Source organism: Paracoccus sp. SJTW-4, from assembly GCF_047716885.1.
Taxonomy (GTDB): Bacteria; Pseudomonadota; Alphaproteobacteria; order Rhodobacterales; family Rhodobacteraceae; genus Paracoccus; species Paracoccus solventivorans.
Map to the genome: position 1 here is coordinate 2370760 of NZ_CP136681.1, position 22633 is coordinate 2393392.

The 22633-nt window shown below is 68.5% G+C and carries 19 protein-coding genes; 7 read left to right on the forward strand and 12 right to left on the reverse strand.

Annotation, left to right across the window (positions count from 1 at the left end):
* Nucleotides 1–12: 12 nt before the first annotated feature.
* Nucleotides 13–534, reverse strand: coding sequence for a hypothetical protein (locus tag RSP45_RS11635; protein ID WP_415392028.1), 522 nt, complete (start codon nt 532–534; stop codon nt 13–15).
* Nucleotides 535–595: 61 nt separating this feature from the next.
* On the reverse strand, nt 596–1294 hold the full coding sequence (locus RSP45_RS11640) for a hypothetical protein (protein WP_415392029.1): 699 nt from the start codon (nt 1292–1294) through the stop codon (nt 596–598).
* Between the two features lie 353 nt (nt 1295–1647).
* On the opposite strand from RSP45_RS11640, the gene RSP45_RS11645 reads away from it, so the two are divergent.
* Both RSP45_RS11645 and RSP45_RS11650 read left to right on the forward strand, forming a co-directional pair.
* Nucleotides 1648–2403, forward strand: a complete 756-nt coding sequence (locus RSP45_RS11645; protein WP_415392030.1) for a FadR/GntR family transcriptional regulator — start codon at nt 1648–1650, stop codon at nt 2401–2403.
* Nucleotides 2400–3395: an MDR family oxidoreductase gene (locus RSP45_RS11650; RefSeq protein WP_415392031.1), complete on the forward strand. Its 996-nt coding sequence runs from the start codon at nt 2400–2402 to the stop codon at nt 3393–3395. Before RSP45_RS11645 ends, RSP45_RS11650 begins: the two co-directional genes overlap by 4 nt.
* Nucleotides 3396–3531: 136 nt before the next feature.
* On the opposite strand, the gene RSP45_RS11655 is transcribed toward RSP45_RS11650, so the two are convergent.
* From RSP45_RS11655 to RSP45_RS11700, 10 genes are all read right to left on the reverse strand, one after another.
* On the reverse strand, nt 3532–5193 hold the full coding sequence (locus tag RSP45_RS11655; RefSeq protein WP_415392032.1) for an acyl-CoA synthetase: 1662 nt from the start codon (nt 5191–5193) through the stop codon (nt 3532–3534).
* 117 nt (nt 5194–5310) lie between these two features.
* On the reverse strand, nt 5311–5910 hold the full coding sequence (locus RSP45_RS11660) for a peroxidase-related enzyme (protein WP_415392033.1): 600 nt from the start codon (nt 5908–5910) through the stop codon (nt 5311–5313).
* Nucleotides 5907–8222 (reverse strand): molybdopterin-dependent oxidoreductase, encoded by a 2316-nt coding sequence (locus tag RSP45_RS11665; protein WP_415392034.1) that lies wholly within the window; start codon nt 8220–8222, stop codon nt 5907–5909. The genes RSP45_RS11660 and RSP45_RS11665 overlap by 4 nt, the downstream gene beginning before the upstream one ends.
* An 11-nt stretch (nt 8223–8233) precedes the next feature.
* Nucleotides 8234–9778, reverse strand: a complete 1545-nt coding sequence (locus RSP45_RS11670) for an acetolactate synthase large subunit (RefSeq protein ID WP_415392035.1) — start codon at nt 9776–9778, stop codon at nt 8234–8236.
* Nucleotides 9775–11280, reverse strand: a complete 1506-nt coding sequence (locus tag RSP45_RS11675) for an FGGY family carbohydrate kinase (protein WP_415392036.1) — start codon at nt 11278–11280, stop codon at nt 9775–9777. Before RSP45_RS11675 ends, RSP45_RS11670 begins: the two co-directional genes overlap by 4 nt.
* A 20-nt stretch (nt 11281–11300) precedes the next feature.
* Entirely contained in the window at nt 11301–11978 is a 678-nt protein-coding gene (locus RSP45_RS11680) for a class II aldolase/adducin family protein (protein ID WP_415392037.1), read from the reverse strand.
* 7 nt (nt 11979–11985) lie between these two features.
* Entirely contained in the window at nt 11986–13032 is a 1047-nt protein-coding gene (locus RSP45_RS11685) for a 2-hydroxyacid dehydrogenase (protein ID WP_415392038.1), read from the reverse strand.
* On the reverse strand, nt 13029–14243 hold the full coding sequence (locus tag RSP45_RS11690) for a CaiB/BaiF CoA transferase family protein (RefSeq protein ID WP_415392039.1): 1215 nt from the start codon (nt 14241–14243) through the stop codon (nt 13029–13031). The genes RSP45_RS11685 and RSP45_RS11690 overlap by 4 nt, the downstream gene beginning before the upstream one ends.
* Nucleotides 14240–15004: a CoA-transferase gene (locus RSP45_RS11695; protein ID WP_415392040.1), complete on the reverse strand. Its 765-nt coding sequence runs from the start codon at nt 15002–15004 to the stop codon at nt 14240–14242. The genes RSP45_RS11690 and RSP45_RS11695 overlap by 4 nt, the downstream gene beginning before the upstream one ends.
* Nucleotides 15001–15798 (reverse strand): CoA transferase subunit A, encoded by a 798-nt coding sequence (locus RSP45_RS11700; RefSeq protein WP_415392041.1) that lies wholly within the window; start codon nt 15796–15798, stop codon nt 15001–15003. Before RSP45_RS11700 ends, RSP45_RS11695 begins: the two co-directional genes overlap by 4 nt.
* Nucleotides 15799–16012: 214 nt before the next feature.
* Between RSP45_RS11700 and RSP45_RS11705 the strand changes: the two genes are divergently transcribed.
* The 5 genes from RSP45_RS11705 (at nt 16013) to RSP45_RS11725 (ending at nt 22403) form a co-directional block, all read left to right on the forward strand.
* Nucleotides 16013–17161 carry an ABC transporter ATP-binding protein gene (locus RSP45_RS11705; RefSeq protein ID WP_415392042.1) on the forward strand — a complete coding sequence of 383 codons (1149 nt, stop codon included), beginning with the start codon at nt 16013–16015 and terminating at the stop codon, nt 17159–17161.
* A complete protein-coding gene (locus RSP45_RS11710) occupies nt 17158–18951 on the forward strand; it encodes an ABC transporter permease subunit (RefSeq protein ID WP_415392043.1) in 1794 nt (597 codons plus the stop codon). Before RSP45_RS11705 ends, RSP45_RS11710 begins: the two co-directional genes overlap by 4 nt.
* A gap of 31 nt (nt 18952–18982) precedes the next feature.
* Complete coding sequence (locus RSP45_RS11715; protein ID WP_415392044.1) at nt 18983–20062, forward strand: extracellular solute-binding protein; 1080 nt, start codon at nt 18983–18985, stop codon at nt 20060–20062.
* Nucleotides 20063–20160: 98 nt separating this feature from the next.
* Complete coding sequence (locus tag RSP45_RS11720; RefSeq protein ID WP_415392045.1) at nt 20161–20916, forward strand: IclR family transcriptional regulator; 756 nt, start codon at nt 20161–20163, stop codon at nt 20914–20916.
* Between the two features lie 44 nt (nt 20917–20960).
* Nucleotides 20961–22403 (forward strand): NAD-dependent succinate-semialdehyde dehydrogenase, encoded by a 1443-nt coding sequence (locus RSP45_RS11725; RefSeq protein WP_415392046.1) that lies wholly within the window; start codon nt 20961–20963, stop codon nt 22401–22403.
* Nucleotides 22404–22633 lie beyond the last annotated feature (230 nt).

The following is a 22633-nucleotide window of genomic DNA, read 5'->3' on the forward strand; positions in this document are numbered from 1 at the left end:
TTGCAGTGTCGATCAGCGGTTTTCCAGCCCGTTGGCGGTGCGTTCACGGCGGATCTCGGCGCGGCTGGCGTCCACCTTGGAGATCAGCCGCTCCAGCCCGTCCCGCACCTGGGCCAGCTCGGCCGCGTGCCCGGTCTTGGAGGTGACGTGGTTGTCGGTCGCCGCGTCCCAGTCCAGCGCCCAGCGCATCGCCGCGATCCATTCGTCGGGGTCGCCGGCGATATATTCGTTCACCGGCCGGCCCACCTGTTCCGTCAGCGCCGAAAACAGGATGCGGTCGTTGGCGCCGGCATCCGGCACGGCCAGCATGAAGCGATAGCGCAGCTGGCCGGCATACATCCAGTTCGCCGCCTCTTGCCCCCTGCCTTCCGCCAACAGCCGGCTGGCGAGCACGTAAAGCGCCGAGGGATGCAGCGATCCCGCCTGCGCGACGATCTGCGCCGAGGACATGGTGTCGAGGTTCTCGGCGGCATGTGCGTGGCCGGGGAGCAGCAAGGCGGAAGAGAGCAGCAGCGCGGCGAGCAGGCGTTTCATCGGGTGAACTCCATCCTCTTTGCCCATGTGACGACATCAGAGCGCAGAAGCTTGGCGATGTTCAATCGCCGGTGCTTCTTTTGGGCACGCAGTGAGGCTCGCGGCTCAGGCTGAGGCCACCGCCCCAATTCCAGCGGTTGACGAGCCGCCACTCGATCCGCTCGCACCCGCCACCGCCCCCGGCGGCCGATGACGTCTCGGCACTGGGTGATGTCTTGTCTTGCCGCGGTTCGGGGGCGGGTTCGGACGAGGGCAGGCTGACGTCGAACAGGAAGACCGTGATCATTTCCGCATCCGGCGCCGTGCCGGGGTTCTCGGTGGGGATGCGGCGCAGGGTGAGCTTGCCGTTCTCAGGCCCGATCTGACCGGTCAGGACCATGTGGAAACCATCCAGCTCGGTCACGGACAGGACGCGGCCTGCCGCCGTGATCTCGGTCGGACCGGTCTCCGACAGGCTGCGCCACGCCCCATCCTGATCCGGGGCAAGCGTCACGCTCAGGTCGAGGCTGCCGCCGTCGTCGAGCGTCGCCGTGGTGCTGAACAGGATCCGGTCCTCGCCCGACGCTGAAAACCGCACCTCGGCGTCGCCCCAGGCACGGTGCATGCGATGGCCACCATCCACCGGGAAGGCTTCGACCGTCATGCGCCCGGTATACGGCTCTCCGACCGCGGCGGGAAACGACATGGTTTCGGCAAGGACAGGCGCAAAGGCGAACAATCCCGCCAGCAGCGCAACGGCCGAAAGATGGAATTGTCTCATCGCGCTTTTCCTTCACCAAAAGCGGGGGCTCCAATCTCAAGACGTGGCGAGTGCTGCTGACCTTGGTCCGTGTCCTGTCAGGGCGTCCCGGCATCTCCATATCCGGTGCCGAGACCCCTTGAACAAATTCGCAACCCTTGCATGCGTTGCCTGCTGCTGAACTCGGTCTTTAGTCGTTCATGTCCTGTGCCATGGGCTGCGTTAGCGGTGGTGTGGCAGATAGCTCTGCGGACAGAAATCTGCTGCTGGCCAGCGGGCAAGCCCAGGGTGCCCCGGACCCGTCTATTTCTCTATTCGTCTAACCTTTTATGTTTCTAACCTCCCTGCTAGCCTGCCGGGAAAGGAGTGCCCCCATGGCCTTGCAATATGACGAGATCGTGCGCGGCGGCCTGGCCCGGCAGGTGGCCGATCTGATCCGCACCGCCATCCTCGAAGGCCGGCTGGCCGTGGACGAGCGCCTGCCGACCGAGGAAGAGCTGGCCCGTCGCTTCGGCATCTCGCGCCCCACGGTGCGCGAGGCGCTGAAGGTGCTGGCGGCGCAGAACCTGATCCGCTCGCGGCGCGGACCCTCGGGCGGGACTTTCGTCAACCGCCCCGATGCGGGGGCCGCCGCGCGCAGCATCACCGACACCGCGACGCTGCTGGTCGGCATGGGCTGTTTCGGCATCGACGAGATCGTGACCGCGCGGATGCAGACCGAGGCGCTGTGCTGCCGCCTGGCCGCGCAGAACCGCAGCGATGCCGACCTGGCGGCCATGGCGGCCGAGATCGCCCTGCAACAGGACGAGGCCCTGTCGGACGAGGATTTCTGCGCCTCGGACGTGCGCTTCCACCGCGCGGTGGTGCAGGCCACCGGCAACGGCCCCTTGCAGCTGATGATGCACGCGATGCTCGAAAGCTTCATCCCGATCACCAACATGCTGATCTATCGCGAGCACGAACGTCGCCGCACGGTGGCGGCGCACCAGCGCATCCACGCAGCCATCGCCGCGCGTCAGGGCGAGGCGGCGGCGCGGCTGATGCAGGATCACGTCGAGGACATGCGGGCGGCGCTGGACCAGGCGCTGGCCCGCCGCAACGCCCGCAAACCCCAAGGAGGAGCCCCATGACCGAAACATTCCGCGCCCTGCTGATCGAGGACCGCGACGGCAAGCCGGCGGCCGGCTTTCGCGACCTGACCGTCGACCAGTTGCCCGACCACGAGGTGCTGGTCGAGGTCGCCTATTCGACCCTGAACTACAAGGACGGGCTGGCCATCACCGGCAAGGGCCGCATCGCGCGCCGCCTGCCGATGGTGGCGGGGATCGACCTTGCCGGCACGGTGGTCGAAAGCCGCTCGGACCGCTGGCGGCCGGGCGACAGGGTGATCGTGAACGGCTGGGGCCTGTCGGAAACCGAATGGGGCGGCTACAGCCGGTTCCAGCGCCTCAAGCCCGAATGGCTGACCCGGCTGCCCGAAGGGTTTTCGCTGCAGGATGCCATGGCCATCGGCACCGCCGGCTATACCGCCGCGCTTTGCGTCGACGCGCTCGAGGACTGGGGCGCGATCCGGCCCGGCGGCGCCGAGGTGCTGGTGACGGGCGCGGCGGGTGGGGTCGGCTCGACCGCGGTCAGCCTGCTGTCGTCCAAGGGCTATACCGTCACCGCCGCCACCGGCCGCCCCGAGACGCATGACTATCTGGCCGGGCTGGGTGCCACGGGCTTCGTCGATCGCGCCACCTTGGCCGAAAAGGGCAGCCCGCTGCAAAAGGAACGCTGGGCCGGGGCGGTGGACAGCGTAGGGTCCACCACGCTGGCCAATGTGCTGGCGCAGACCAGTTACGGCGGCGCGGTGGCGGCCTGCGGGCTGGCGGGAGGGTTCGATCTTCCGGCGACGGTGATGCCGCATATCCTGCGCGGGGTGGCGCTCTTGGGGGTGGACAGCGTGATGGCGCCGCAGGCCAAGCGCGATCGGGCCTGGGCGACGCTGGCCGCGCATCTGGACAAGGCGCATCTGGACCGCATCGCCCGGGTCGAGCCGATGTCGGAACTGCCCGGGCTTGCGGCCGACATCGTGGCCGGGCGCATCCGCGGTCGGGTGGTCATCGACATCGCGGGATAGGGCCCGCGGATGGAACCGGGCGGCTCCGGTTCCATCCCTCGCCGGCGTTTGCGCCGCCATTGTCTTTCACCGTTTCCCGGATACTCCGCCGGCGGAGTGTCCGGGAACCGGGCCGGCAGGGGGTCCGGCCTGCCCGTCAGGCCGGCGTCTGCGCCAGTTCCGCCGCGCGCGCACGCAGCGCGAATTTCTGGATCTTGCCGGTCGAGGTCCTGGGCAGCGCCCCGAACACCACCCGCGCGGGCGATTTGTAGCCCGCCAGCCCCGCCCGGCAATGGGCGATCAGCGCGGCCTCGGTCAGCTCGTGGCCCTCGTGCAGCTCGACGAAGGCGCAGGGGGTCTCGCCCCATTTCTCGCTGGGCATGGCGACCACTGCGCAGATCGCGACCGCGGGGTGGCGGTAAAGCTGTTCCTCGATCTCGATCGACGAGATGTTCTCGCCCCCCGAGATGATGATGTCCTTGGAGCGGTCCTTGAGCTGCAGGTAGCCGTCGGGATGCATCACCGCCAGGTCGCCGGAATGGAACCAGCCGCCGGCAAAGGCCTCGGCGGTGGCCTCGGGGTTCTTCAGATACCCCTTCATCACGTTGTTGCCGCGGAACATCACCTCGCCCAGGGTGCGGCCGTCGGCGGGCACGGGCTGCATGGTGTCGGGGTCCATCACCGCCAGGTCGTCCAGCGACAGGTAGCGCACCCCCTGCCGCGCCTTGCGGGCCGCCTGCTCCGGGGCGGGCAGCGCGTCCCAGGCGGGGTTCCATTCGCAGACCACCGCGGGGCCGTAGGTCTCGGTCAGGCCGTAAAGATGGGTGACGCTGAAGCCGGCCTCGGCCATGGCGCGCAGCACGGTCTCGGGGGGCGGCGCGGCGGCGGTGTTGAACACCACCTGCTGCGGAAAGCTGCGCTTCTGCCCGGCGGGCGCGTTCAGCAGCGTCGTCATGACCACGGGCGCGCCGCACAGATGGGTGACGCCGTGGTCGGCGATGGCGTCGTAGATCGCCCCGGCCCGCACCCAGCGCAGGCACACCTGCGTGCCCGCCTGCACCGGCACAGTCCAGGGAAAACACCAGCCGTTGCAGTGAAACATCGGCAGCGTCCACAGATACACCGGATGCCGGCCCAGCCCGGCGTGGATGACGTTGTTCAGCGCCATCAGCGCCGCGCCGCGGTGGTGGTAGACCACCCCCTTGGGGTTGCCGGTGGTCCCCGAGGTATAGTTCAGCGCGATCGCGTCCCATTCGTCGCCGGGCCGGGTGCCCTCGAAATCCGGGTCGCCCGCGGCCAGGAACTGCGCGTAATCCAGGCTGCCGATGGGCTCGCCCTTGGGGTGAGGGGCGTCGTCGGGGTATTCCGTGTCGTCGAAGTCGATCACCAGCGGCTGCACCCTTGCCTGCGCCAGCGCCTCGGCCGCCAGGGCCGAGAACTCGCGGTCCACGATCAGCACCCGGGTGTCCGCGTGGTCCATCTGAAAGGCGACGGTGGCGGGGTCCGAGCGGGTGTTGAGCGAATGCAGCACCGCGCCCCCGGCCATCGGCACGCCGAAATGCGCCTGGATCATCGGCGGCGTGTTAGACAGCAGCACCGAGACGGTGTCGCCGCGCCCGATTCCCCGCGCCGCAAGCGCCGAGGCCAGCCGCCGGCAATCGGCCCAGAGCCGGGCATAGCTGTGGCGCTGGCGACCGTGGATCACCGCGATGTGATCGGGATGGATCAGCGCCGCCCGCTGCAGATAGGAAATCGGCGTCATCGGCTGGTGATTGGCCGCCTGGCGCTCCAGCCCCTGGTCGTATTGGCTCATGTTCATTCCCCCTTCGCGCCACCCGGCAACTGGGCCGGGATTATCCGCTTGCCGGGCGCTTGGCTACTGGCAGCGGGCCGCGCCGCACCCTCCATCCTGCGGCTGCGCCCGGCCGCCCGCCGCTCAGCGGCCCAGGGCGTAGAACTCGGGGTTCGGGCGCATGTTGGACACGTTGGCCAGCCGGTTCGACAGGCCGAAGAAGGCGGCGATGGCGGTGATGTCCCAGATGTCGTCCTCGTTAAAGCCGTGGCCGCGCAGGGTGGCGAAATCCGCGTCGCCGACCTCTTGCGCGCGGGCCGAGACCTTCATGGCGAAATCCAGCATCGCCTTTTGCCGCGGCGTGATGTCGGCCTTGCGATAGTTGACCGCCACCTGGTCGGCGATCAGCGGGTTCTTGGCGCGGATGCGCAGGATCGCGCCATGGGCGATGACGCAGTACTGGCACTGGTTCACGGTCGAGGTGGCGACGACGATCATCTCGCGCTCGGCCTTGGTCAGGTTGCCCGGACGCTCCATCAGCGCGTCGTGATAGGCGAAGAAGGCGCGGAACTCGTCGGGCCGATGCGCCAGCGCCAGGAACACGTTGGGGATGAAGCCGGATTTTTCCTGCACCGCCTCGATGCGGGCGCGGATGTCCTCGGGCAGGTCGGCCAGCCGGGGAACCGGAAAGCGGCTGATCGGGGCGTCGGCGGCGGCGGATGCAGGGGTTGCGGGGGTGTTCACAGGGGGTCCTCCAGGTCGGGCAGCAGCTCTGCCAGTTGCGATTGATAGGTCCGCATCGGGTCGCGGTTGTCGCCGGCATGGGGGGCGACGCGGATCAGGCAGGTATGGGCCGAACAGCCTTGCCCGAATGCCGAGCTGCCGATGTCCAGCGTCAGCACGTTGGGGTTGCCCGAAAGCTCGGGCCCCTCGCCGGCGGGCGTGAACCACGCCCCCGTGGGCAGCACCGCCACCCCGCGCGCGGTGTCTGCGCAAAGCGTAGCGGTGGCCAGGCAGGCGCCGCGCGCGTTCCACAGCCGCACCGTGGCGCCGTCGGCGATACCGCGCGCCTGCGCGTCCGCGGGGTTCAGCCGCAGCTGCTCGCGCCCGTCGCGCTTGTCGGCCATGCTGGCCTCGGCCCTTTCCAGCTGACTGTGCAGCCGGCCCCGCGGCTGGTGCGAGATCAGGTGCAGCTCGTCCGCGCCGGCTTGGCCCAGCCACTCGGCCGGGGGCAGCCAGGCGGGATGCGACGGGCAGTCGTCGTGCCCCAGCCGCGCCAGCGTCCTGCTGCCCAGCACGATCCGCCCGCTTTCCGTAGCCAGCGCGTGGCCGTCGGGGTCGGCACGGAATTCCTCCAGATAGACGTGGTTGCGCTGCACCGGCACCGGCGCGTGGCCGCGGCCCCAAAAAGTCTCGAAGTCCGGCATCGCGAAATCATGGGCCTGCAGGGCGTAAATACGGCTCTCCTCGTAAAGATGCCGGATCCAGCCCATCTCGTCGCGGCCCTCGTTGAAGGCGGGGCCAAAGCCCAGCCGCTGCGCCAGCGCGTCGAAGATGTCGAAATCGGACCGCGCCTGTCCCAGCGGCGTGATGGCCTGCCGCATGGCCAAGATCAGGTCGCAACGCTTGTTGCCCGCCAGGTCGTTGCGCTCGATCGAGGTCGAGGCCGGCAGCACGATATCCGCCCGCCGCGCGGTGGCGGTCCACATCGGGTCCTGCACGATGATCGTTTCTGGACGGGTCCAGGCCTCGGACAGGCGATTGAGGTCCTGATGGTGGTGGAACGGATTGCCGCCGGCCCAATAGACCAGCCGGGTGTCGGGATAGGTTCGCGTTTCACCCTGATAGGTAAAGGGGGCGCCGGGGTTCAGCAGCATGTCGCTGATCCGCGCCACCGGGATGAAGCTGTCGATGGGCCGGACCCCCTGCGACATGCCGGGCGAGCGGCCAAGCGCAAAGGGCGCGCCGACGCCCCCCAGCGAGCCGTAGCCATAGCCCACGCCCCCGCCGGGCAGGCCGATCTGTCCCGCCACCGCCGCCAGCCCCAGCGCCGCCCAGAAGGGCTGCTCGCCATGGTGGGCGCGTTGCAGCGCCCAGCTGACGGTGATCATGCTGCGGCTGTCCACCAGCCGCTGCGCCAGCGCCCGGATCGCATCGGCGGGCAGGCCGGTGATGCGTGCGGCCCAGGCGGCATCCTTGCGCTGCCCGTCCGGCTCGCCGCGCAGATAGGCCAGGAACTCGGCCGAGCCGCTGGTGCAGCGGGCCAGGAATCCGGCGTCGTGGCGCCCGGCTGCGACGATCTCTCCGGCCAGGCCCAGCATCAGGGCGGCGTCGGTGTTGGGCCGGATCGACCACCACTCGGCGCCCAGCCAGTCCGGCAGATCGTCGCGCAAGGGCGAGACATGCACCACCCGCACCCCGCGGTCCGCGATCTGGCGCAGATAGCCGGTCAGGTGATGCGCGCCGATCCCCCCGGCCTCGATCTGCGCGGTGCGCGGCGACATGGCGCCGAACACCACCAGCGTTTCGGTATGCGCGGCGATATCGTCCAGCGTATTGGCCTGACCGCCGCAGGCGCGGTCGTCGCCCAGCACATGGCGCAGGATCACCGGTCCGGCGGCGATGGAATAGGTATCGACATGGCCGGTAAAGCCGCCCGCCAGGTTCAGCATCCGCTTGAGCAGCGAGGACGCGTGGTGAAAGCGCCCGCACGAGGTCCAGCCATAGCTGCCCGCAAAGATCGAGGCATTGCCGTGGGTTTGCGCCACCCGCACGATCTCGGTCGCTACCAGGTCCAGCGCCTCATCCCAAGGCACGGCCATGAAACGCTCGTTCCCGCGGCCGCGGCGATCGCTGCCCTCGCGCCGGGCCAGCCAGCCCTCTCGGATCATGGGGCGCAGGACGCGACGCTCGGGGTTGGCCCATTCGGTGACCGAATGGATGATGTCCGAGGGCGCCGGATCCTCGGGCAGGGGCTCGGCGCCAAGGATCCGGCCGTCCTCGACCAGCAGCGTGTAGGCGCCCCAGTGGCTGCAATGGGGGATGCGGTGGATCATGCGGTCCCTCCTCAGACCACGGCTTCGATCAGGAACGGCCCCTTGCGCGACAGGGCGCTGCGCAGCAGGTCGGTAAATGCTTCGGCGGTGTCGGCGCGGGCGGCCTCGACCCCCATGCCGTGGGCGATATCCACCCAGTCCAGTGCCGGGTCGTCAAGGTCCAGCATCCGGCGCGCGTTTTCGCCGGGCGCGTTCGCACCGACGTTGCGCAGCTCGCCATGCAGGATCTTGTACAGGCGGTTGGCAAAGATGATGGTCACCACGTCCAACCGCTCTCGCGCCTGGGTCCACAGTCCCTGCACCGTATACATGCCGCTGCCGTCGGCCTGCAGCCCGATCACCTTGCGGTCGGGGCAGGCGACGGCGGCGCCGGTAGCCATGGGAATGCCCTCGCCGATGGCGCCGCCGGTCAGCTGCAGGAAATCATGGGGCGCGGCGCCGTGGGTCGAGCGGAAGAAGTCCCGCCCCGAGGTCACGGATTCGTCGCAGACGATGGCGTTCTCGGGCATCAGCCGTGCCAGCGCGATGGCGATGGCGTCGGGGGTCAGCGTGCCCTGCGGCATGTCGGGGGTGCCGCGTTCCGCCAGCCGGGGTGCGGGGGCCATGCCGGTTTCCGCGGCCAGCGCGGCGATGGCGGCGGGCAGGTCGTCGTCGGGGCCCGCAGCCTCGATCACGCGGCAATCGGGCGGCAGCATCGAGCCGGGCTTGCCCGGATAGGCGAAGAAGCCGACCGGGGCCCGCGCGCCGATCAGCACCAGCTGCTCGGTGTCGGCAAAGGCTGCCAGCGCCTGGTCGATCACATAGGGCACGCGGTCCAGCGCCACCCGTCCCGCGCCGCGCTGCATCCGGGCATTGGCCTGCTGCGCCAGCAGCCGGGCGCCGGTCCGTTGCGCGATCCGGTCCAGCATCTCGGCCTGCGGCGCGCGCAGGGCGCGGCCGGTGACCAGGATGGTGGTGCGCTTGCCGTCGCGCAGCGCCTCGGCCGCGGCGCGGATGCGGACGGGGTCGGGGGCGGCGGGAGCGGGCGGGACCACGGCGGCAGGCACGGGGGCCGAAGTGTCGGTCCAGGCCGCGTCGGCGTGCAGGATCAGGGTCGAGATCCCGCCCGCCCCGGTCTGCGCGGCGGCGATCGCCTGCGCCGTGCGCTCGCCCACGCTGTCGGCGGTCTGGGCCCGTCCCAGCCAGTGCGACATCGGCCGGGCCAGGCTGTCGATGTCGCTGGTCAGCGGCGCGTCGTATTGCAGGTGATAGGTGGCATGGTCCCCCACCACATTGACGATCGGAGAGCGGGCGCGCCGGGCGTTGTGCAGGTTCGCCAGCCCGTTCGCCAGCCCCGGCCCCAGATGCAGCAGCGTCGCGGCCGGCCGGTCGGCCATGCGGGCATAGCCGTCGGCAGCGCCCGTCACCACGCCCTCGAACAGCCCCAGCACGCAGCGCATCCGGGGCTGGCGGTCCAGCGCCGCGACGAAATGCATCTCGGAGGTGCCGGGATTGGCAAAGCAGGTGTCGATGCCGTTCGCCAGCAGGGTTTCGCACAGAAGATCGGCGCCGTTCATGGGGTCTCCATCAATCGTTCGGCCTCGGCCCCCAAGCGGGAAAGCGGTTCCCAGAACGGGTTCGCAGCATCCAGCAGTGCAGAGAAAAGGCGGTATTTGCGGTCGGCATAGGCGGCGATCGGCCCGGGTTCGGGGGCAAGGCTCTGTTCCGGGTCGCCGATCCAGGCGGCGGGGTCGGGGGCATCCAGCAGGAAGCGTGCGCCGATGGCGGCAAGCCCGCGCAGCCCGGCGTGGCTGCCTGGGCCGCGCTGCACGGTGCAGCCGGTCAGCGTGGCAAGGAACTGCGCGAAATGCCCGTCGCCTGCCAGCCCGCCGCCCAGCGACAGCGCCCCGTCCGGGGCACCCATCATGGCGTGGCTCGCGCGGGTGACAAAGGCCAGTGCCTCGCGCCCCGCCCAGGCGATCTGGGCCGGGGTGGTGGCCGCGCCAAGGCCGAACAGCGCGCCGCTGGCATCGGGATCGGTCCAGGGTGCGCGCTCTCCGCCCGGTTCAAGGAAGGGGTGCAGGATCAACGCCGAGTATTCGGGCGCGGGGGCAGCGGGCAGGTCAGCGAAGCGGCGCGACAGGTGGTGCAGCAGCGTGGCGCCGTTGAAACAGGGGTGGAAACACAGATAGCCGGGGCCAAGCACGAATTGCTGGATCATCGCCCCGGCAGGTGCCTGCGGCATCTCCGCGGGGTCGTCCAGCAGGCAGGCATGGATCGCGCTGGTGCCGAAGATCGAGGCCCGCGCAACACCTTGCCGGCTTCCCAGCCCCAGGCCGATCAGCGTCGATTGCACGTCGCCTGGACCCAGCAGCACCGGCAGCCCCTGCGGCAGTCCGGTGGCTTGTGCTGCCTCGGCTGACAGGCCGGCGCGCGCCGCGCCCACCGGTGCCAGCTCGGGCAAAAGCTCGGCCCCGCGCGACAGCCCCAGCGTGTCCGATACCGTGGGCGCCAGCGCGCCGCTGCGCCAATCTCCCCAGACCGGCAGCAGCACGCTGGGCTCGGCCAGCGCGCGGCCGGTCAGCGACAGGAACAACCATTCCTTGAGCCGCAGGGCGAGGGCGATGCGGGCCTGGCGGGCGGGGTCGTTCCGCTGCAGCCACAAGAGTTGCAGGCTGGCGGATGCCGCAGTCGGCCGCGATCCCGTCGCTGCCTGCACCGCGTTGAGCGCCGGGCCCATACCGGCCGCCAGCTCGCGCGCGCGGCCGTCCAGCCAGGTCAGCGCCCGCCCGACCGGCTGGCCGCTGCCGTCCACGGGCCAGAGCCCGTCCCCCTGTCCGGTAACGACCAGCCCAGCCACCTTTCCCGCGACATGCCCTGCAAGCTGCGCGGCGCAATCACGCAGCACGCCCAGCGCCTCGGCCCGGGTCTGCGCCATGTCCTGTTCGACGCGCAGCCCCTCGCGGTGCAGGGCGCCGTTCGGACGCTCGGTTCGGGCCAGCAGGCGGCCTTGCCCGTCAAAGGCCGCCGCCTTGACCGATGTGGTGCCGGAATCGAGGCAGAGAAGCACGGGGTTCATGGAAGCATGGGGGCCATGGGTCAGGATGCCTGACGCAGCCCTTCCACCGCGGCGCTGCTTTGCTGGCCATAGGTCTTGAACTTGACCAGCACCTCGGCGATCTGCTCGTCTGACAGCACCGGCGGCTCTCCCAGCGGCAGGCACAGCAGATATTGCCGGGCCAGTTCTTCGACGGTGACGGCGAGCGCCAGCGCACGGGCGATGTTGACATGGGCCGCGATCACACCGTGATGCGCCATCAGACAGGCGCGGCGCCCTTCGAGCGCCTCGACCACGCGGTTGGCCAGTTCCTGGGTACCGAACAGCTCATAGGGGGCGCAGCGGATGTTGTTGCCGCCGGCGGCGGCGATGACGTAATGGATCGCCGGGATCTCGCGCCCCATGATCGAAAGCGCGGTGGCGTGGGTGGAATGGGTATGGACGACGGCGTTCAGGTCCGGCCGTGCCTGCAGGATGTCGCGGTGGAAGCGCCACTCGGACGAGGGCTGGACCTCGCCCGCATAGGTGGCGTCCCAGCTCATCGCCACGACATGCTCCGGCTCCAGCTTGTCATAGGGAATTCCGGTGGGCGAGATCAGGAAACCGTCGCCGTGACGGACGCTGATATTGCCCGAGGTGCCCTTGTTGATGCCCAGCCGGTTCATGGCGCGGCAGGATTCGATCAGTTCGATGCGCAGGGCGCGGTCTTCGGCGGTCATCGGAGCCTCACTTGCAGGGGTGGAGCGGGGGTTTGCCGTCCAGAATCAGGGCGATGTCGCCAGCGATCATGCCCGCGGCCTTGATCGCGGAATAGCGCGAGGCGCCGGCGATATGTGGCGACAGCGTCACATTGGGCAGCTTGAGCAGCGGCCAGTCGGCGGGTGGGGGTTCCGGCTCGAACGTGTCCAGCGCCGCGCCCTTGAGATGGCCCGAGACCAGCGCATCATAAAGTGCGCCATAGTCCAGGACCTGCCCGCGGGTGGTATTCACGATATACCCTCCGGGCTTCATCATCGCGATCCGCTCGGCCGAGATCATGCCCCTGGTTTCCGGGGTGACCCTGGGGTGCAGCGTGACAACGTCGGCGTGGGCCATCAGCTCGTCCAGGCCGGTCTTTTCGAAGCCGGCAGCGGCTTCCTCGGGCGTCAGCTCCTTGAACGGATCATAGATCAGGATGCGGCAGCCAAAGGGTTGCAGCAACCGCGCGACCCGCGTGCCGATGTCGCCATAACCGACGATGCCAACGGTCAACTCGCACAGCTCGGGGCCGGCGTTGGCATAGTGATAGAACTCGCGCCCGAACTTGCCGCTGGCGACGGTGAGATGGCCGCGGATCAGGTTGCGGGTCTCGGCCAGCAGCGAGGCCACGGTGAACTCGGCCACGGCCGAGGCATTGCGGCCCGGCGTGTTCACCACCGGGATGCTACGTGCGCGGGCGGCCGCCATCTCGATGTTGACAGGCCCGCCGCGCGACACCGCAATGGCCTTCAGCCGCGGCGCATGGTCCAGACTGTCAGCGGTGATCGGCGCCAGATGCGTGATCAGGATGTCCAGATCGCGCAGAAAGTCGAAATAATCCTCGGGGCGGCCGACGAATTCCCCCACGGGCAGGGTGGGGTCGTATTTGGTGGACTTCAAGCGCAGCGGCCAGTCGATCTCGATGCTGCGGATGTCGAGTTCACGGCCGGGCAGTTTCTCGCGCAGCGCGGTTTCAAAGAAACCGGGCTGCATGAAGCCGTCGCCGATGATGCCGATGGTCAGCCTGTCGGTCATGCTTTTCCCTGGGCTTGCTTGCGTGGGGTTTGCGGTGCGGGGTCGAGCCCCGGCAGCACCTCGCGGAAGCTGTCGGGGTCCAGCGCGCGCTCGGCCATCACCTCGGCGCTGTGCTGGGCGAATGCGGGGGGCGCGCGGCGATAGCTGGCGGGCGTGCGCGACAGCTTGATCGGGCTGCCGGTGCCGCGATAGTCGCCGATGTCCACCACCATTTCGCGGTGGACGGTGTGCGGGTCGGCGACTACCTGGTCGATGCTGCGCACCGCCCCGCAGGGCACGCCCGCCCGGATCAGCCGCTCGGCCAGCTCGGCGCAGTCAAAGGCGGCCAGCGCGGACTCCAACTGCTCCTTCAGCGCGTCGCGGTGGATGTTGCGCTGGCTGTTCGAGGCGAAACGCGGGTCCTCCGGCAGCTCGGGGCGACCGATCATGGTGCAGAGCGTGGCGAATTGCCGGTTGTTGCCCACAGCCAGAAAGATCGGCTCGGACCGGGTGGCGAAGCTGTCATAGGGGCAGATGTTGGGATGGGCATTGCCCGAGGGCCCCGCCACCTGGCCCGACAGGTAATAATTCGGCAGATGCGGATGCAGCAGCGAGATGCCGCAATCGTACAGGCTGGCCTCGACGAACTGGCCCTTGCCGCTGGCCGCGCGTTCGTTCAGCGCCATCAGGATGCCCAGGGCGGCGTTCAAGCCCGTCACCACGTCCACCACCGGCAACCCGACCCGCAGCGGCGTGCCGCCGGGCTCTCCGTTCACGCTCATGATCCCGCAAACCGCCTGGATGGCGGCGTCATAGCCGGGCAGCCCGCCCATCGGCCCGTCCGAGCCGAAGCCCGACACCCGGCAATGGATCAGCCGCGGAAACCGGCGCGCCAGTTCGTCATGGCCTAGGCCCCAGCGCTCCATCGTGCCGGTCTTGAAGTTCTCGATCAGCACATCGGCGTCCTCGAGCAGCGCCAACAGCAGCTCGCGCCCCTTGTCATGCGACAGGTCCACGGCGATGCCGCGCTTGTTGCGGTTCAGCCCCAGGAAATAGCTGGCCGCGTCGCCCAGGAAGGGCGGGCCCCAGCCGCGGGTCTCGTCGCCCGCGGGGGGTTCCAGCTTGATGACGTCGGCGCCATGATCGGCAAGGACCTGGCCGGCATAGGGACCGCCCAGCACGCGGCTGGCGTCGATTACCTTGAGATTGGCCAGTGAGCCAGGAGAGATCATGCGGGCGCCCTTTCGGAAGTCGTGGCCGCCAGCGCGCCGCGCCAGTCGGCGGCGAAGGCGGGATAGGTTTCGGCAAGCTCGTCCAGCACCCGGCCGCGCAGCAGCGACAGCGTGGCGGCATCGGGGGCCGGCGTGGTGGCGGGCACTGCGGCATGGTCAAAGGCAAAGCCGGTCGCCGCCCGGATTTCATCCAGGTCGTGGCCCGGGTGGATGCTGTCCAGCGTGAACCCCGGTCGAGTCCGGTCGAACTGGAACAGCGCCTTGCTGGTCAGCAGCGCCACCGGCCCGCCGGGGCGATGGACGCCGGGGGCGCTGACTCCGGGGGCGCTGATGAAATCGACCTTGTCCACAAGCACGCGAGGAGAATGTTCCTCGCGGAACAGGATCACTCGCGGCACGGTGAAATACAGATAGGCCGAGCCAAAGGACCCGGGCCAGCGCACCTTGACCTGCGGATAGTCGCCCACGCCCACCAGGTTCACATTGGCCTGCCCGTCGATCTGGCCGCCGCCCAGGAAAAACGCGTCCAGCCGCCCCTGGCCGGCGCTGTCAAACAGCTCGGCCGAGCCGTTGGTGAAGAAGTTATGCTCGACCGATCCCAGGATCGACAGCCGCACCTGCCGCTGCCCGTCATCCAGCGCGCGGCGCAGCATGGCGCCGGCGGCCGGCATCGGCGACGAAGCACCGACCGCGATATGACGCACTCCCTGTAGCAGGCGGGCGATGGTGCAGATCAGGATTTCGCGGGGCAGGGCGGTCATGCCGACACCTCTTGCGTCATATAGTCGGCAAATCCCTCGGCGGTGCGGGCGGCGGCAGCATAACGCATCAGCTCGGCGGTGTCGGTGGCGTATTCGCCCCAGAGCCCATAAGGCCAGGCTCCGCGCGGCGCCAGCGCCACCGCGGTGACGTAAAGCGCAGGCAGAGTGCCCGCGGCCGTCAGCTCATCCGCCAGCAGGCTGCGGTCGACGATGCGTTCGACCGTGACCAGCGTCTCAGAGGCGGCATAGGCCATGGCAGCCAGCTCGCGCCGGCGGCCGATCCAGACATTGCCCTCACGGTCGGCCATGGGGGCGTGGAAGATCGCCACGTCGGGGCGGATGGCGGGGATCAGAGCAAGGGGATCGCCCGCGGCGAAGGGGTTGTCGATCACGCGCCAGTCGGGGCGATTTTCCAGCACGTCCGACCCGATCAGCCCGCGCATCGGCAGGAAGGGCACGCCCTTTTGCGCCGCCATCAGCCCGGCATGGATCGCCGGGCAGGTCGCGTCGAGGATCTGGATGCTACCCTCGCGCACCGCCTGATTGAAGCGAGGGGCGCCGCCGGCTTCACCCAGCGACACGGCGCTGGTTTCGACCTTGCGCACCAGCCCGGCGCCGATCAGCTGGTCGACCTGCAGCCCCCCGGTCGGCACGCAGACCAGATGCAGCCCGTCCGCGCCATGGTCGATCAGGGGCCGGGTCATCGCCATGGACACCCCGGCGTAATCGACCGGCAGCGCCAGCGACATGCCTGGGCGAATGCGGCTGGCAAGCGCGCGCAGATCCTCTGGCATGTGGTTTCCTTCGCCCATCGCTTTATGTTCTGAAATGCAGAACATCATTCTGAAAATCATGTTAGGCAGCGGCGGGTCGACAAGTCAATCCATTCATTCTGCCATGTTTGATTGAGTTTTGAGCGGAGGTGCGGATTTTCTTGACAAGCAAGAAAGAGCGCAGAAAATGAAATACGGAATGACGTTCTGTATTATAGAACGATGGAGGGGAAATATGGCGCAGATACTGGCGCGGCGCGAATTGCGCCTCGAATCGCCCAGGGCTCAGGCGGCCGGAGCCATCCGCCCGCAGGAGGCGATCGGTTCGGGCATCTCGATTCGGCGGGTCGTTAAGAGATACGGCGCCTTCGTCGCGGCCGACCGCATCAGCCTGGACATCGAACCCGGAGAGTTCATCACCCTGCTGGGTCCCTCGGGCAGCGGCAAGACCACGCTGCTGAACCTGCTGGTGGGGTTCCAGGCCATCGACGGTGGCGAGATCCTGGTCGACGGCGTGCCCATTCAGCACGTGCCGACGCATCGGCGCGGCTTTGGCATGGTGTTCCAAAGCTATGCGCTGTTTCCCAACATGACCGTGGCGCAGAATGTTGCCTTTCCCATGCGCATGGCGCGGATCGACCGCGCCACCAGCGACCGCCGCGTGGCAGAGACGCTCGAGATGATGCGGCTGTCCGAACATGCCGGCAAACTGCCCTCGCAGATGTCGGGCGGCCAGCAGCAGCGCGTTGCCATCGCCCGCGCCATCGTCATGCGCCCGCGTGTGGTGCTGATGGACGAGCCGCTCAGCGCGCTGGACCGCCGCCTGCGCGAATCGATCCAGATCGAGATCCGCGAGCTGCACCAGACCATCGGCAGCACTATCCTGTTCGTCACCCATGACCAGTCCGAGGCGCTGACCATGTCCGACCGCATCGCGGTCATGGATGCCGGCCATATCGTGCAGGTGGCCCGCCCGGCCGAGATCTATCGCCGCCCGCAAAGCCGCTTCGTCGCGGCCTTCGTCGGCGAAAGCAACCTGATCGACGCGCAGGTGATCGGCCGCAACGGCCGCACCCTGGTGCTGCGCACCCCCGGCGGCCATGTGTTCGAGGCGGAGTCGCGCAACGGCATCCAGGATGACAAGGCGACAGTGCTGGTGCGCCCCGAACGCATCGCGCTGCACGATGCGCCGGTGCCGGGCAGCATCCCCGCGACCGTGACTTCAGCGCTGTTTCTGGGCGAGGTGCTGCGCATCGAGGTGGTGCTGGACGACGGCCAGACCCTGCTGATCCGCTGCCCCGACATTGCCGGGCGTGACCTCCCGCCGGTCGGAACACGGCTGAATATCGGCTGGGGCGCAGCCGACAGCTGGGTGCTGTCGTGACCGACGCAAGCCTGTCCCCCGCCACCCGCGCCGCCGATCTGGGCCACCGGCTGAGAAACCCCGCGCTGCTGCTGGTGCCGGCGGTGCTGTTCCTGTTGCTGTTCTATCTGCTGCCGCTGATCGACCTGCTGCGCATCAGCATGTCCGGGCCCAGCTGGTCCACGCATTTCGAGCGGGTGTTCTCGGTCCCGCTGTATTGGGAATCGCTGCTGCGCACGATGAAGATCGCCTTTACGGTGGCGTGCCTGTGCGTGCTGGTCGGCTATCCGACCGCGCTTCTGATCCACCGTACCCGCGGAATCGTGCAGGTGCTGGTCGCGACTGCGGTGATCCTGCCTTATTTCATCGCCATCCTCATTCGTACCTATGCCTGGATGGTTCTGCTGGGCCGCAACGGCCCGATCAACAAGCTGCTGCAATCGCTGGGATTGATCGATTCGCCGCTGGCGCTGCTGTTCAACCGCGGCTCGGTGCTGCTGGGCATGACCGCGGTGCTGCTGCCGCTGATGGTGCTGAGCATCTATGCCTCGGTCTCGCGGCTGGACCAGGGGCTGGTGCGGGCGGCGCTGGCCTCTGGCGCCGGGCCGCTGGCGGTGTTCTGGCGGGTGCTGCTGCCGCTGACGCTGCCCGGGATCGGCGCGGGGTTCCTGCTGGTTTTCGTCGCCGGGCTGGGCTTTTTCATCACGCCGACGCTGCTGGGCGGGCCGGGTGACCAGATGTTTGCCATGCACATCACCCAGCAGGCCGATTCCATCACCGGCGAGGGTTTCCTGCAGGCGCTGGGCGTGGTGCTGCTGGTCATCACCCTGGTGGTGGTTGGCGTAGCGGGCCGGATCATCGGGTTCGAGTTCATCTGGGGCGGCGGCAAGCTGGGCGATGCCCCGCCGAAGTCCGCAACCCTTGCCGCTGCGCCCGCGGTCCGCGCCCGTGCGCCCCGCCGCGGCCCCGCCATGGTGCTGGCCGATCTGCTGGGCTGGCCGCTGCTGCGGCTGTTGGGGCGGCTGCCGGCCAGCTGGGGCCGCTGGACGGTGCGCATTCTGGGTGGCTGTGTCATCGCCACGCTGATCGTGCCGATCGTGGTGGTGATGGTGATTTCGTTCAGCAAGGCCAGCTATCTGACCTTTCCGCCGCCCGATTGGTCGCTGCGCTGGTACGAGAAGTTCTTTTCCGACAGCAACTGGATGACGGCGTTCTGGAACTCGCTGGGCATCGCCTCGCTGTCGGCGGTGATCTCGGTCACGCTGGGGGCGACGGCGGCGATGGGCATCGTGCGCAGCAAGATCCGCTACAAATCCGCGGTCATGCTGCTGCTGGTCAGCCCGATGATCGTACCGCCGGTGGTGCTGGGCCTGTCGCTTTACGCGCTGTTCCTGAAACTGGGGCTGGTCGGCACCTATCTGGGACTGGCCGCGGCCCATGCGATCGGGGGAATCCCGATTGTGGTGGTGGTGGTCGCGGCATCGCTGCAGGCGGTGGACCAACGGCTGGAACAGGGCGCGGCCGTGCACGGCGCCTCGCCGCTGACGGTGCTGCGGACGGTTACGTTGCCCGCGATCGCGCCGGGACTGGCGGCGGCGGTGTTCTTCGCCTTCCTGCACTCGTTCGATGAACTGGTTCTGTCGCTGTTCCTGTCCAGCCCGCGAATGAGGACACTGCCGCTGATGCTGTGGGGCGACATCAACTATCAGCTGAACCCGGTGCTGGCGGTGGTCTCGACGCTCGAGGTGCTGCTGGTCGTGGGGGGCATCATCCTGGCCCGGCCGGTGCTGGCCCGCGGCCGGGGCGCGTGAACCGAAGCGAAATCCAATGGAGGAGGATGAAATGCTGCCATGGAACAAGAGTGCCGCCGGCCTGGTCCCGGCGCTGGCGGTAGCCGCGCTGGTCGCCGGACCGGCACTGGCCGAGGGCGAGGTGGTCATGCAGGACCCCGGCGGCGCCTATGGCGACGCGCTGCGCGAGGTGATGTACGATCCCTTCGAGAAGGAAACCGGCATCGACGTGGTGACCGTGCAAGAGGCGCGCTCGGGCCCTCGCATCAAGGCGCAGGTCGACGCGGGAAAGACGGAATGGGACCTGACCTTCATCTTTGATCAGGAAACCAGGCTGCTGGGCGACTGCTGCCTGGCCGACATCGACTATTCCAAGCTGTCGCCCGAGGCGCAGAAGACGCTGGCGACCATGCCCGACAACCTCAAACGGCCCAAGGGCGTGGCGCTGCAGGTCATCGGCGTCGCCATGGTCTACAACACCGATGTCTATTCCGGCGAGCAGCCGCAGAGCTGGGCGGATTTCTGGGATACCGAGAGGTTCCCGGGCCGGCGCTGCATGCCCGCCTGGCCCCGCTTCGTGATGGAGGCCGCGCTGATGGCCGACGGCGTGCCCAAGGACGAGCTCTATCCCGTCGACGTGGAGCGCGCGCTGAAGAAGATCGCCGAGATCAAGCCGTATGTATCGAAATGGTGGACGACTTCGGCGCAGGCGCCGCAGCTGCTGCTGGACGGCGAGGCGGACCTGTGCATGGCCTATACCGGCGCCACCTCGATCCTGGCGCTCGAGGGCGCGCCGCTCGAGGTCGAATGGAACCAGGGCTTCGTCTACTACGACTTCTTCTCGATCCCCAAGGGGGCGCCGAACTACGACAACGCGCTGAAGCTGCTGTCCTGGCGGCTGGATGCAGAACGTGCGGCGCAGCTGACCTCGGCCTATCCGGTCGCGCTGCCCTCGCCGCTGGTCTATGAGGCGGCGGACCCGGAGATCGCCAAATACTGGGCGAACAATCCCGAAAACCTCGCCAAGGCCATCGAATGGAGCCCGGATTACTGGGGCGCCGCCTCGGGCCATGGCACCACCACCAACGAGGAATACGGCCAGGAACAGCTGAACGCGCTGCTGGCGGGGTGACGTAGGGGCCGGGTTGTCGGCCCCGGCCTCATGCCATGTATAATGACAATCGCGCGGGCCGCTTTGGCCCGCGCCAGCAGGAAAAGACCAGGCGGGACATGGACAAGGCATTCGTAAAGGGGTTGCGCCTGATCGAGGCGCTGGCGCTCAGCGACGAGCCGCGCGGCGTGACCGATCTTGCCGCCGAACTCGGGCTGACGAAAAGCAACGTGCACCGGTTGCTGGCCACCTTGATCGCGCAGGGCTACGTCCGGCAGGTGCCGCCGCAGAGCCGTTATGCGCTGACCACCCGCATCTGGGAACTGGGCAGCCATGTGATCCGCCGCATGGACCTGACCCAGATCGCCCGCCCGGCCATGTCGCGTCTGGCCGAACAGACCGGAGAGACCGTGCATCTGTCGGTGCTGGACGGCAGCGACGTGGTCTATCTCGACAAGATCGAAAGCGCCCATCACATCCGCGCCCATACCAGCGTCGGCGCCCGCGCCCCCGCCTATACTGTCGCCACTGGCAAGGCGATGCTGGCGCAGATGCCCGACGACTATCTGGACCGGTTCGAAGGGCAGATGGTGCGCTATACCGACACCACCCGCACCACGCTGGCCGAGCTGCGTGAGGATATCCGGCTTGCCCGCGAACAGGGTTATGCCGTTGTCCCCGAGGGCGAATGGCGCGAGGGCATCGCCGCCTGCGCCTGCGCGATCCTGAACCGCTCGGGCGAGCTGGCGGGCGCCATCGGCATGTCGGGCCCGGATTCGCGCATCAAGCGCAAGCAACTGCGGGACATCGCGCCGCAGGTGCTGGAGGCGGCGCATGCCATCTCGGCTGCGCTGGGCTATATGTCACGTGGCTGACCCTCTGACCCGTTGCCGATCCCGCCACCCACGAAAGGAATGACATGACCGTCGCCTATCCCGACACGCTGCTGTTCATCGACGGCCAGTGGCGGCCCGGCAGCACCGGCCGCACCATCGCCGTGGCCGACCCCGCAACCGGCGAGGAAATCGGCCGGCTGGCCCATGCCGAGCGTGCTGACCTGGACGACGCGCTGGGTGCGGTCGAGCGTGGCTTCCGGTTGTGGTCCGCGACCGGCGTCTTTGAGCGTTATCGCATCATGCGACGGGCCGCCGAGCTGCTGCGCGACCGTGCGGATGCCATCGCCGCCATCATGACACGCGAACAGGGTAAGCCGCTGGCCGAGGCGCGGGGCGAGACCTTGGCCGCCGCAGACATTATCGACTGGTTCGCCGAAGAGGGGCGGCGCGCCTATGGGCAGATCATCCCCGCGCGCGCGGCGGGTGTGACGCAGATGGCGCTGAAGCTGCCGGTCGGGCCTGCCGCGGCCTTCACCCCCTGGAACTTTCCGATCAACCAGGTGGTGCGCAAGCTGTCGGGCGCGCTGGCGGCGGGCTGTTCGATCATCGTCAAGGCGCCCGAGGAAACCCCGGCCTCGCCGGCCGAGCTGATCCGCTGCTTTGCTGATGCCGGCGTGCCCGCGGGGGCGGTCAACCTGGTCTATGGGGTTCCGGCCGAGATCTCGGAATATCTGATCGCGCATCCGGTGATCCGCAAGATCAGCTTCACCGGCTCGACCCCGGTCGGCAAGCATCTGGCTGCACTGGCCGGCCAGCACATGAAGCGCGCCACCATGGAGCTGGGCGGCCATGCACCGGTCATCGTCTGCGAGGATGCCGACATCGCCCGCGCCGCCAGCATCATGACCGGCAGCAAGCTGCGCAATGCCGGACAGGTCTGCGTCTCGCCCACGCGCTTCCTGGTGCAGGGCGCGGCGTATGAACCGTTCCTGGACGATTTCAGCGCCACGCTGGCCGGGGCGCGCGTCGGCAACGGCTTTGACGAAGGCGTGCAGATGGGGCCCTTGGCCAACGACCGCCGCGTTGCCGCGCTGCAGGCGCTGGTCGCCGATGCGCTGGAGCAGGGCGCGCGGCTGATCACCGGCGGCGAAAGGATCGGCGACAGCGGCAACTTCTTCGCCCCGACCGTGCTGGCCGAGGTGCCGCTGTCGGCCCGCATCATGCACGAGGAGCCCTTTGGCCCGGTCGCGGTGGTCAATCGCTTCACGTCGCTGGACGAGGCGATCGCCGAGGCCAACCGCCTGCCCTTCGGCCTGGCCTCCTACGGGTTCACCCGCTCGGCCGAAACCATGCAGCGGCTGGGGCTGGAAATCGACGCGGGCATGACCACGATCAACCATCTGGGGCTGGCGCTGCCCGAAGTGCCGTTCGGCGGGGTACGGGAATCCGGCTATGGCACCGAGGGCGGGTCCGAGGCGATAGATGCCTATCTGGTTACCAAATTCGTGACCCAGATTCCGGCATAGGCGCGCGCGCCTTGCGAACATAATCATCGTGCCACCTTTCGTGGGGAAGGATGGGATCATGCGGCAGAATGACGGCTCCGTCTTCGGCCGCTTCCTGGCACGCTCATCACGAAGATCGCCCTAGGCAAGGCGGGGCGCGGCCATGAAGGGGGACATGTCCGCTGATGAGCGTGAAGGCATGCCTCGAAGAACCCATTGGGTCAGGGGGCACCATATGAAAAGCAGGTCGG

What these genes read in the sequence shown, in the direction of transcription:
- RSP45_RS11635 (WP_415392028.1), bottom strand. Translation starts at nt 534, where the DNA reads ATGAAACGCCTGCTCGCCGCGCTGCTGCTCTCTTCCGCCTTGCTGCTC.
- RSP45_RS11640 (WP_415392029.1), bottom strand. Translation starts at nt 1,294, where the DNA reads ATGAGACAATTCCATCTTTCGGCCGTTGCGCTGCTGGCGGGATTGTTC.
- RSP45_RS11645 (WP_415392030.1), top strand. Translation starts at nt 1,648, where the DNA reads ATGGCCTTGCAATATGACGAGATCGTGCGCGGCGGCCTGGCCCGGCAG.
- RSP45_RS11650 (WP_415392031.1), top strand. Translation starts at nt 2,400, where the DNA reads ATGACCGAAACATTCCGCGCCCTGCTGATCGAGGACCGCGACGGCAAG.
- RSP45_RS11655 (WP_415392032.1), bottom strand. Translation starts at nt 5,193, where the DNA reads ATGAACATGAGCCAATACGACCAGGGGCTGGAGCGCCAGGCGGCCAAT.
- RSP45_RS11665 (WP_415392034.1), bottom strand. Translation starts at nt 8,222, where the DNA reads ATGATCCACCGCATCCCCCATTGCAGCCACTGGGGCGCCTACACGCTG.
- RSP45_RS11670 (WP_415392035.1), bottom strand. Translation starts at nt 9,778, where the DNA reads ATGAACGGCGCCGATCTTCTGTGCGAAACCCTGCTGGCGAACGGCATC.
- RSP45_RS11675 (WP_415392036.1), bottom strand. Translation starts at nt 11,280, where the DNA reads ATGAACCCCGTGCTTCTCTGCCTCGATTCCGGCACCACATCGGTCAAG.
- RSP45_RS11680 (WP_415392037.1), bottom strand. Translation starts at nt 11,978, where the DNA reads ATGACCGCCGAAGACCGCGCCCTGCGCATCGAACTGATCGAATCCTGC.
- RSP45_RS11685 (WP_415392038.1), bottom strand. Translation starts at nt 13,032, where the DNA reads ATGACCGACAGGCTGACCATCGGCATCATCGGCGACGGCTTCATGCAG.
- RSP45_RS11690 (WP_415392039.1), bottom strand. Translation starts at nt 14,243, where the DNA reads ATGATCTCTCCTGGCTCACTGGCCAATCTCAAGGTAATCGACGCCAGC.
- RSP45_RS11695 (WP_415392040.1), bottom strand. Translation starts at nt 15,004, where the DNA reads ATGACCGCCCTGCCCCGCGAAATCCTGATCTGCACCATCGCCCGCCTG.
- RSP45_RS11700 (WP_415392041.1), bottom strand. Translation starts at nt 15,798, where the DNA reads ATGCCAGAGGATCTGCGCGCGCTTGCCAGCCGCATTCGCCCAGGCATG.
- RSP45_RS11705 (WP_415392042.1), top strand. Translation starts at nt 16,013, where the DNA reads ATGGCGCAGATACTGGCGCGGCGCGAATTGCGCCTCGAATCGCCCAGG.
- RSP45_RS11715 (WP_415392044.1), top strand. Translation starts at nt 18,983, where the DNA reads ATGCTGCCATGGAACAAGAGTGCCGCCGGCCTGGTCCCGGCGCTGGCG.
- RSP45_RS11720 (WP_415392045.1), top strand. Translation starts at nt 20,161, where the DNA reads ATGGACAAGGCATTCGTAAAGGGGTTGCGCCTGATCGAGGCGCTGGCG.
- RSP45_RS11725 (WP_415392046.1), top strand. Translation starts at nt 20,961, where the DNA reads ATGACCGTCGCCTATCCCGACACGCTGCTGTTCATCGACGGCCAGTGG.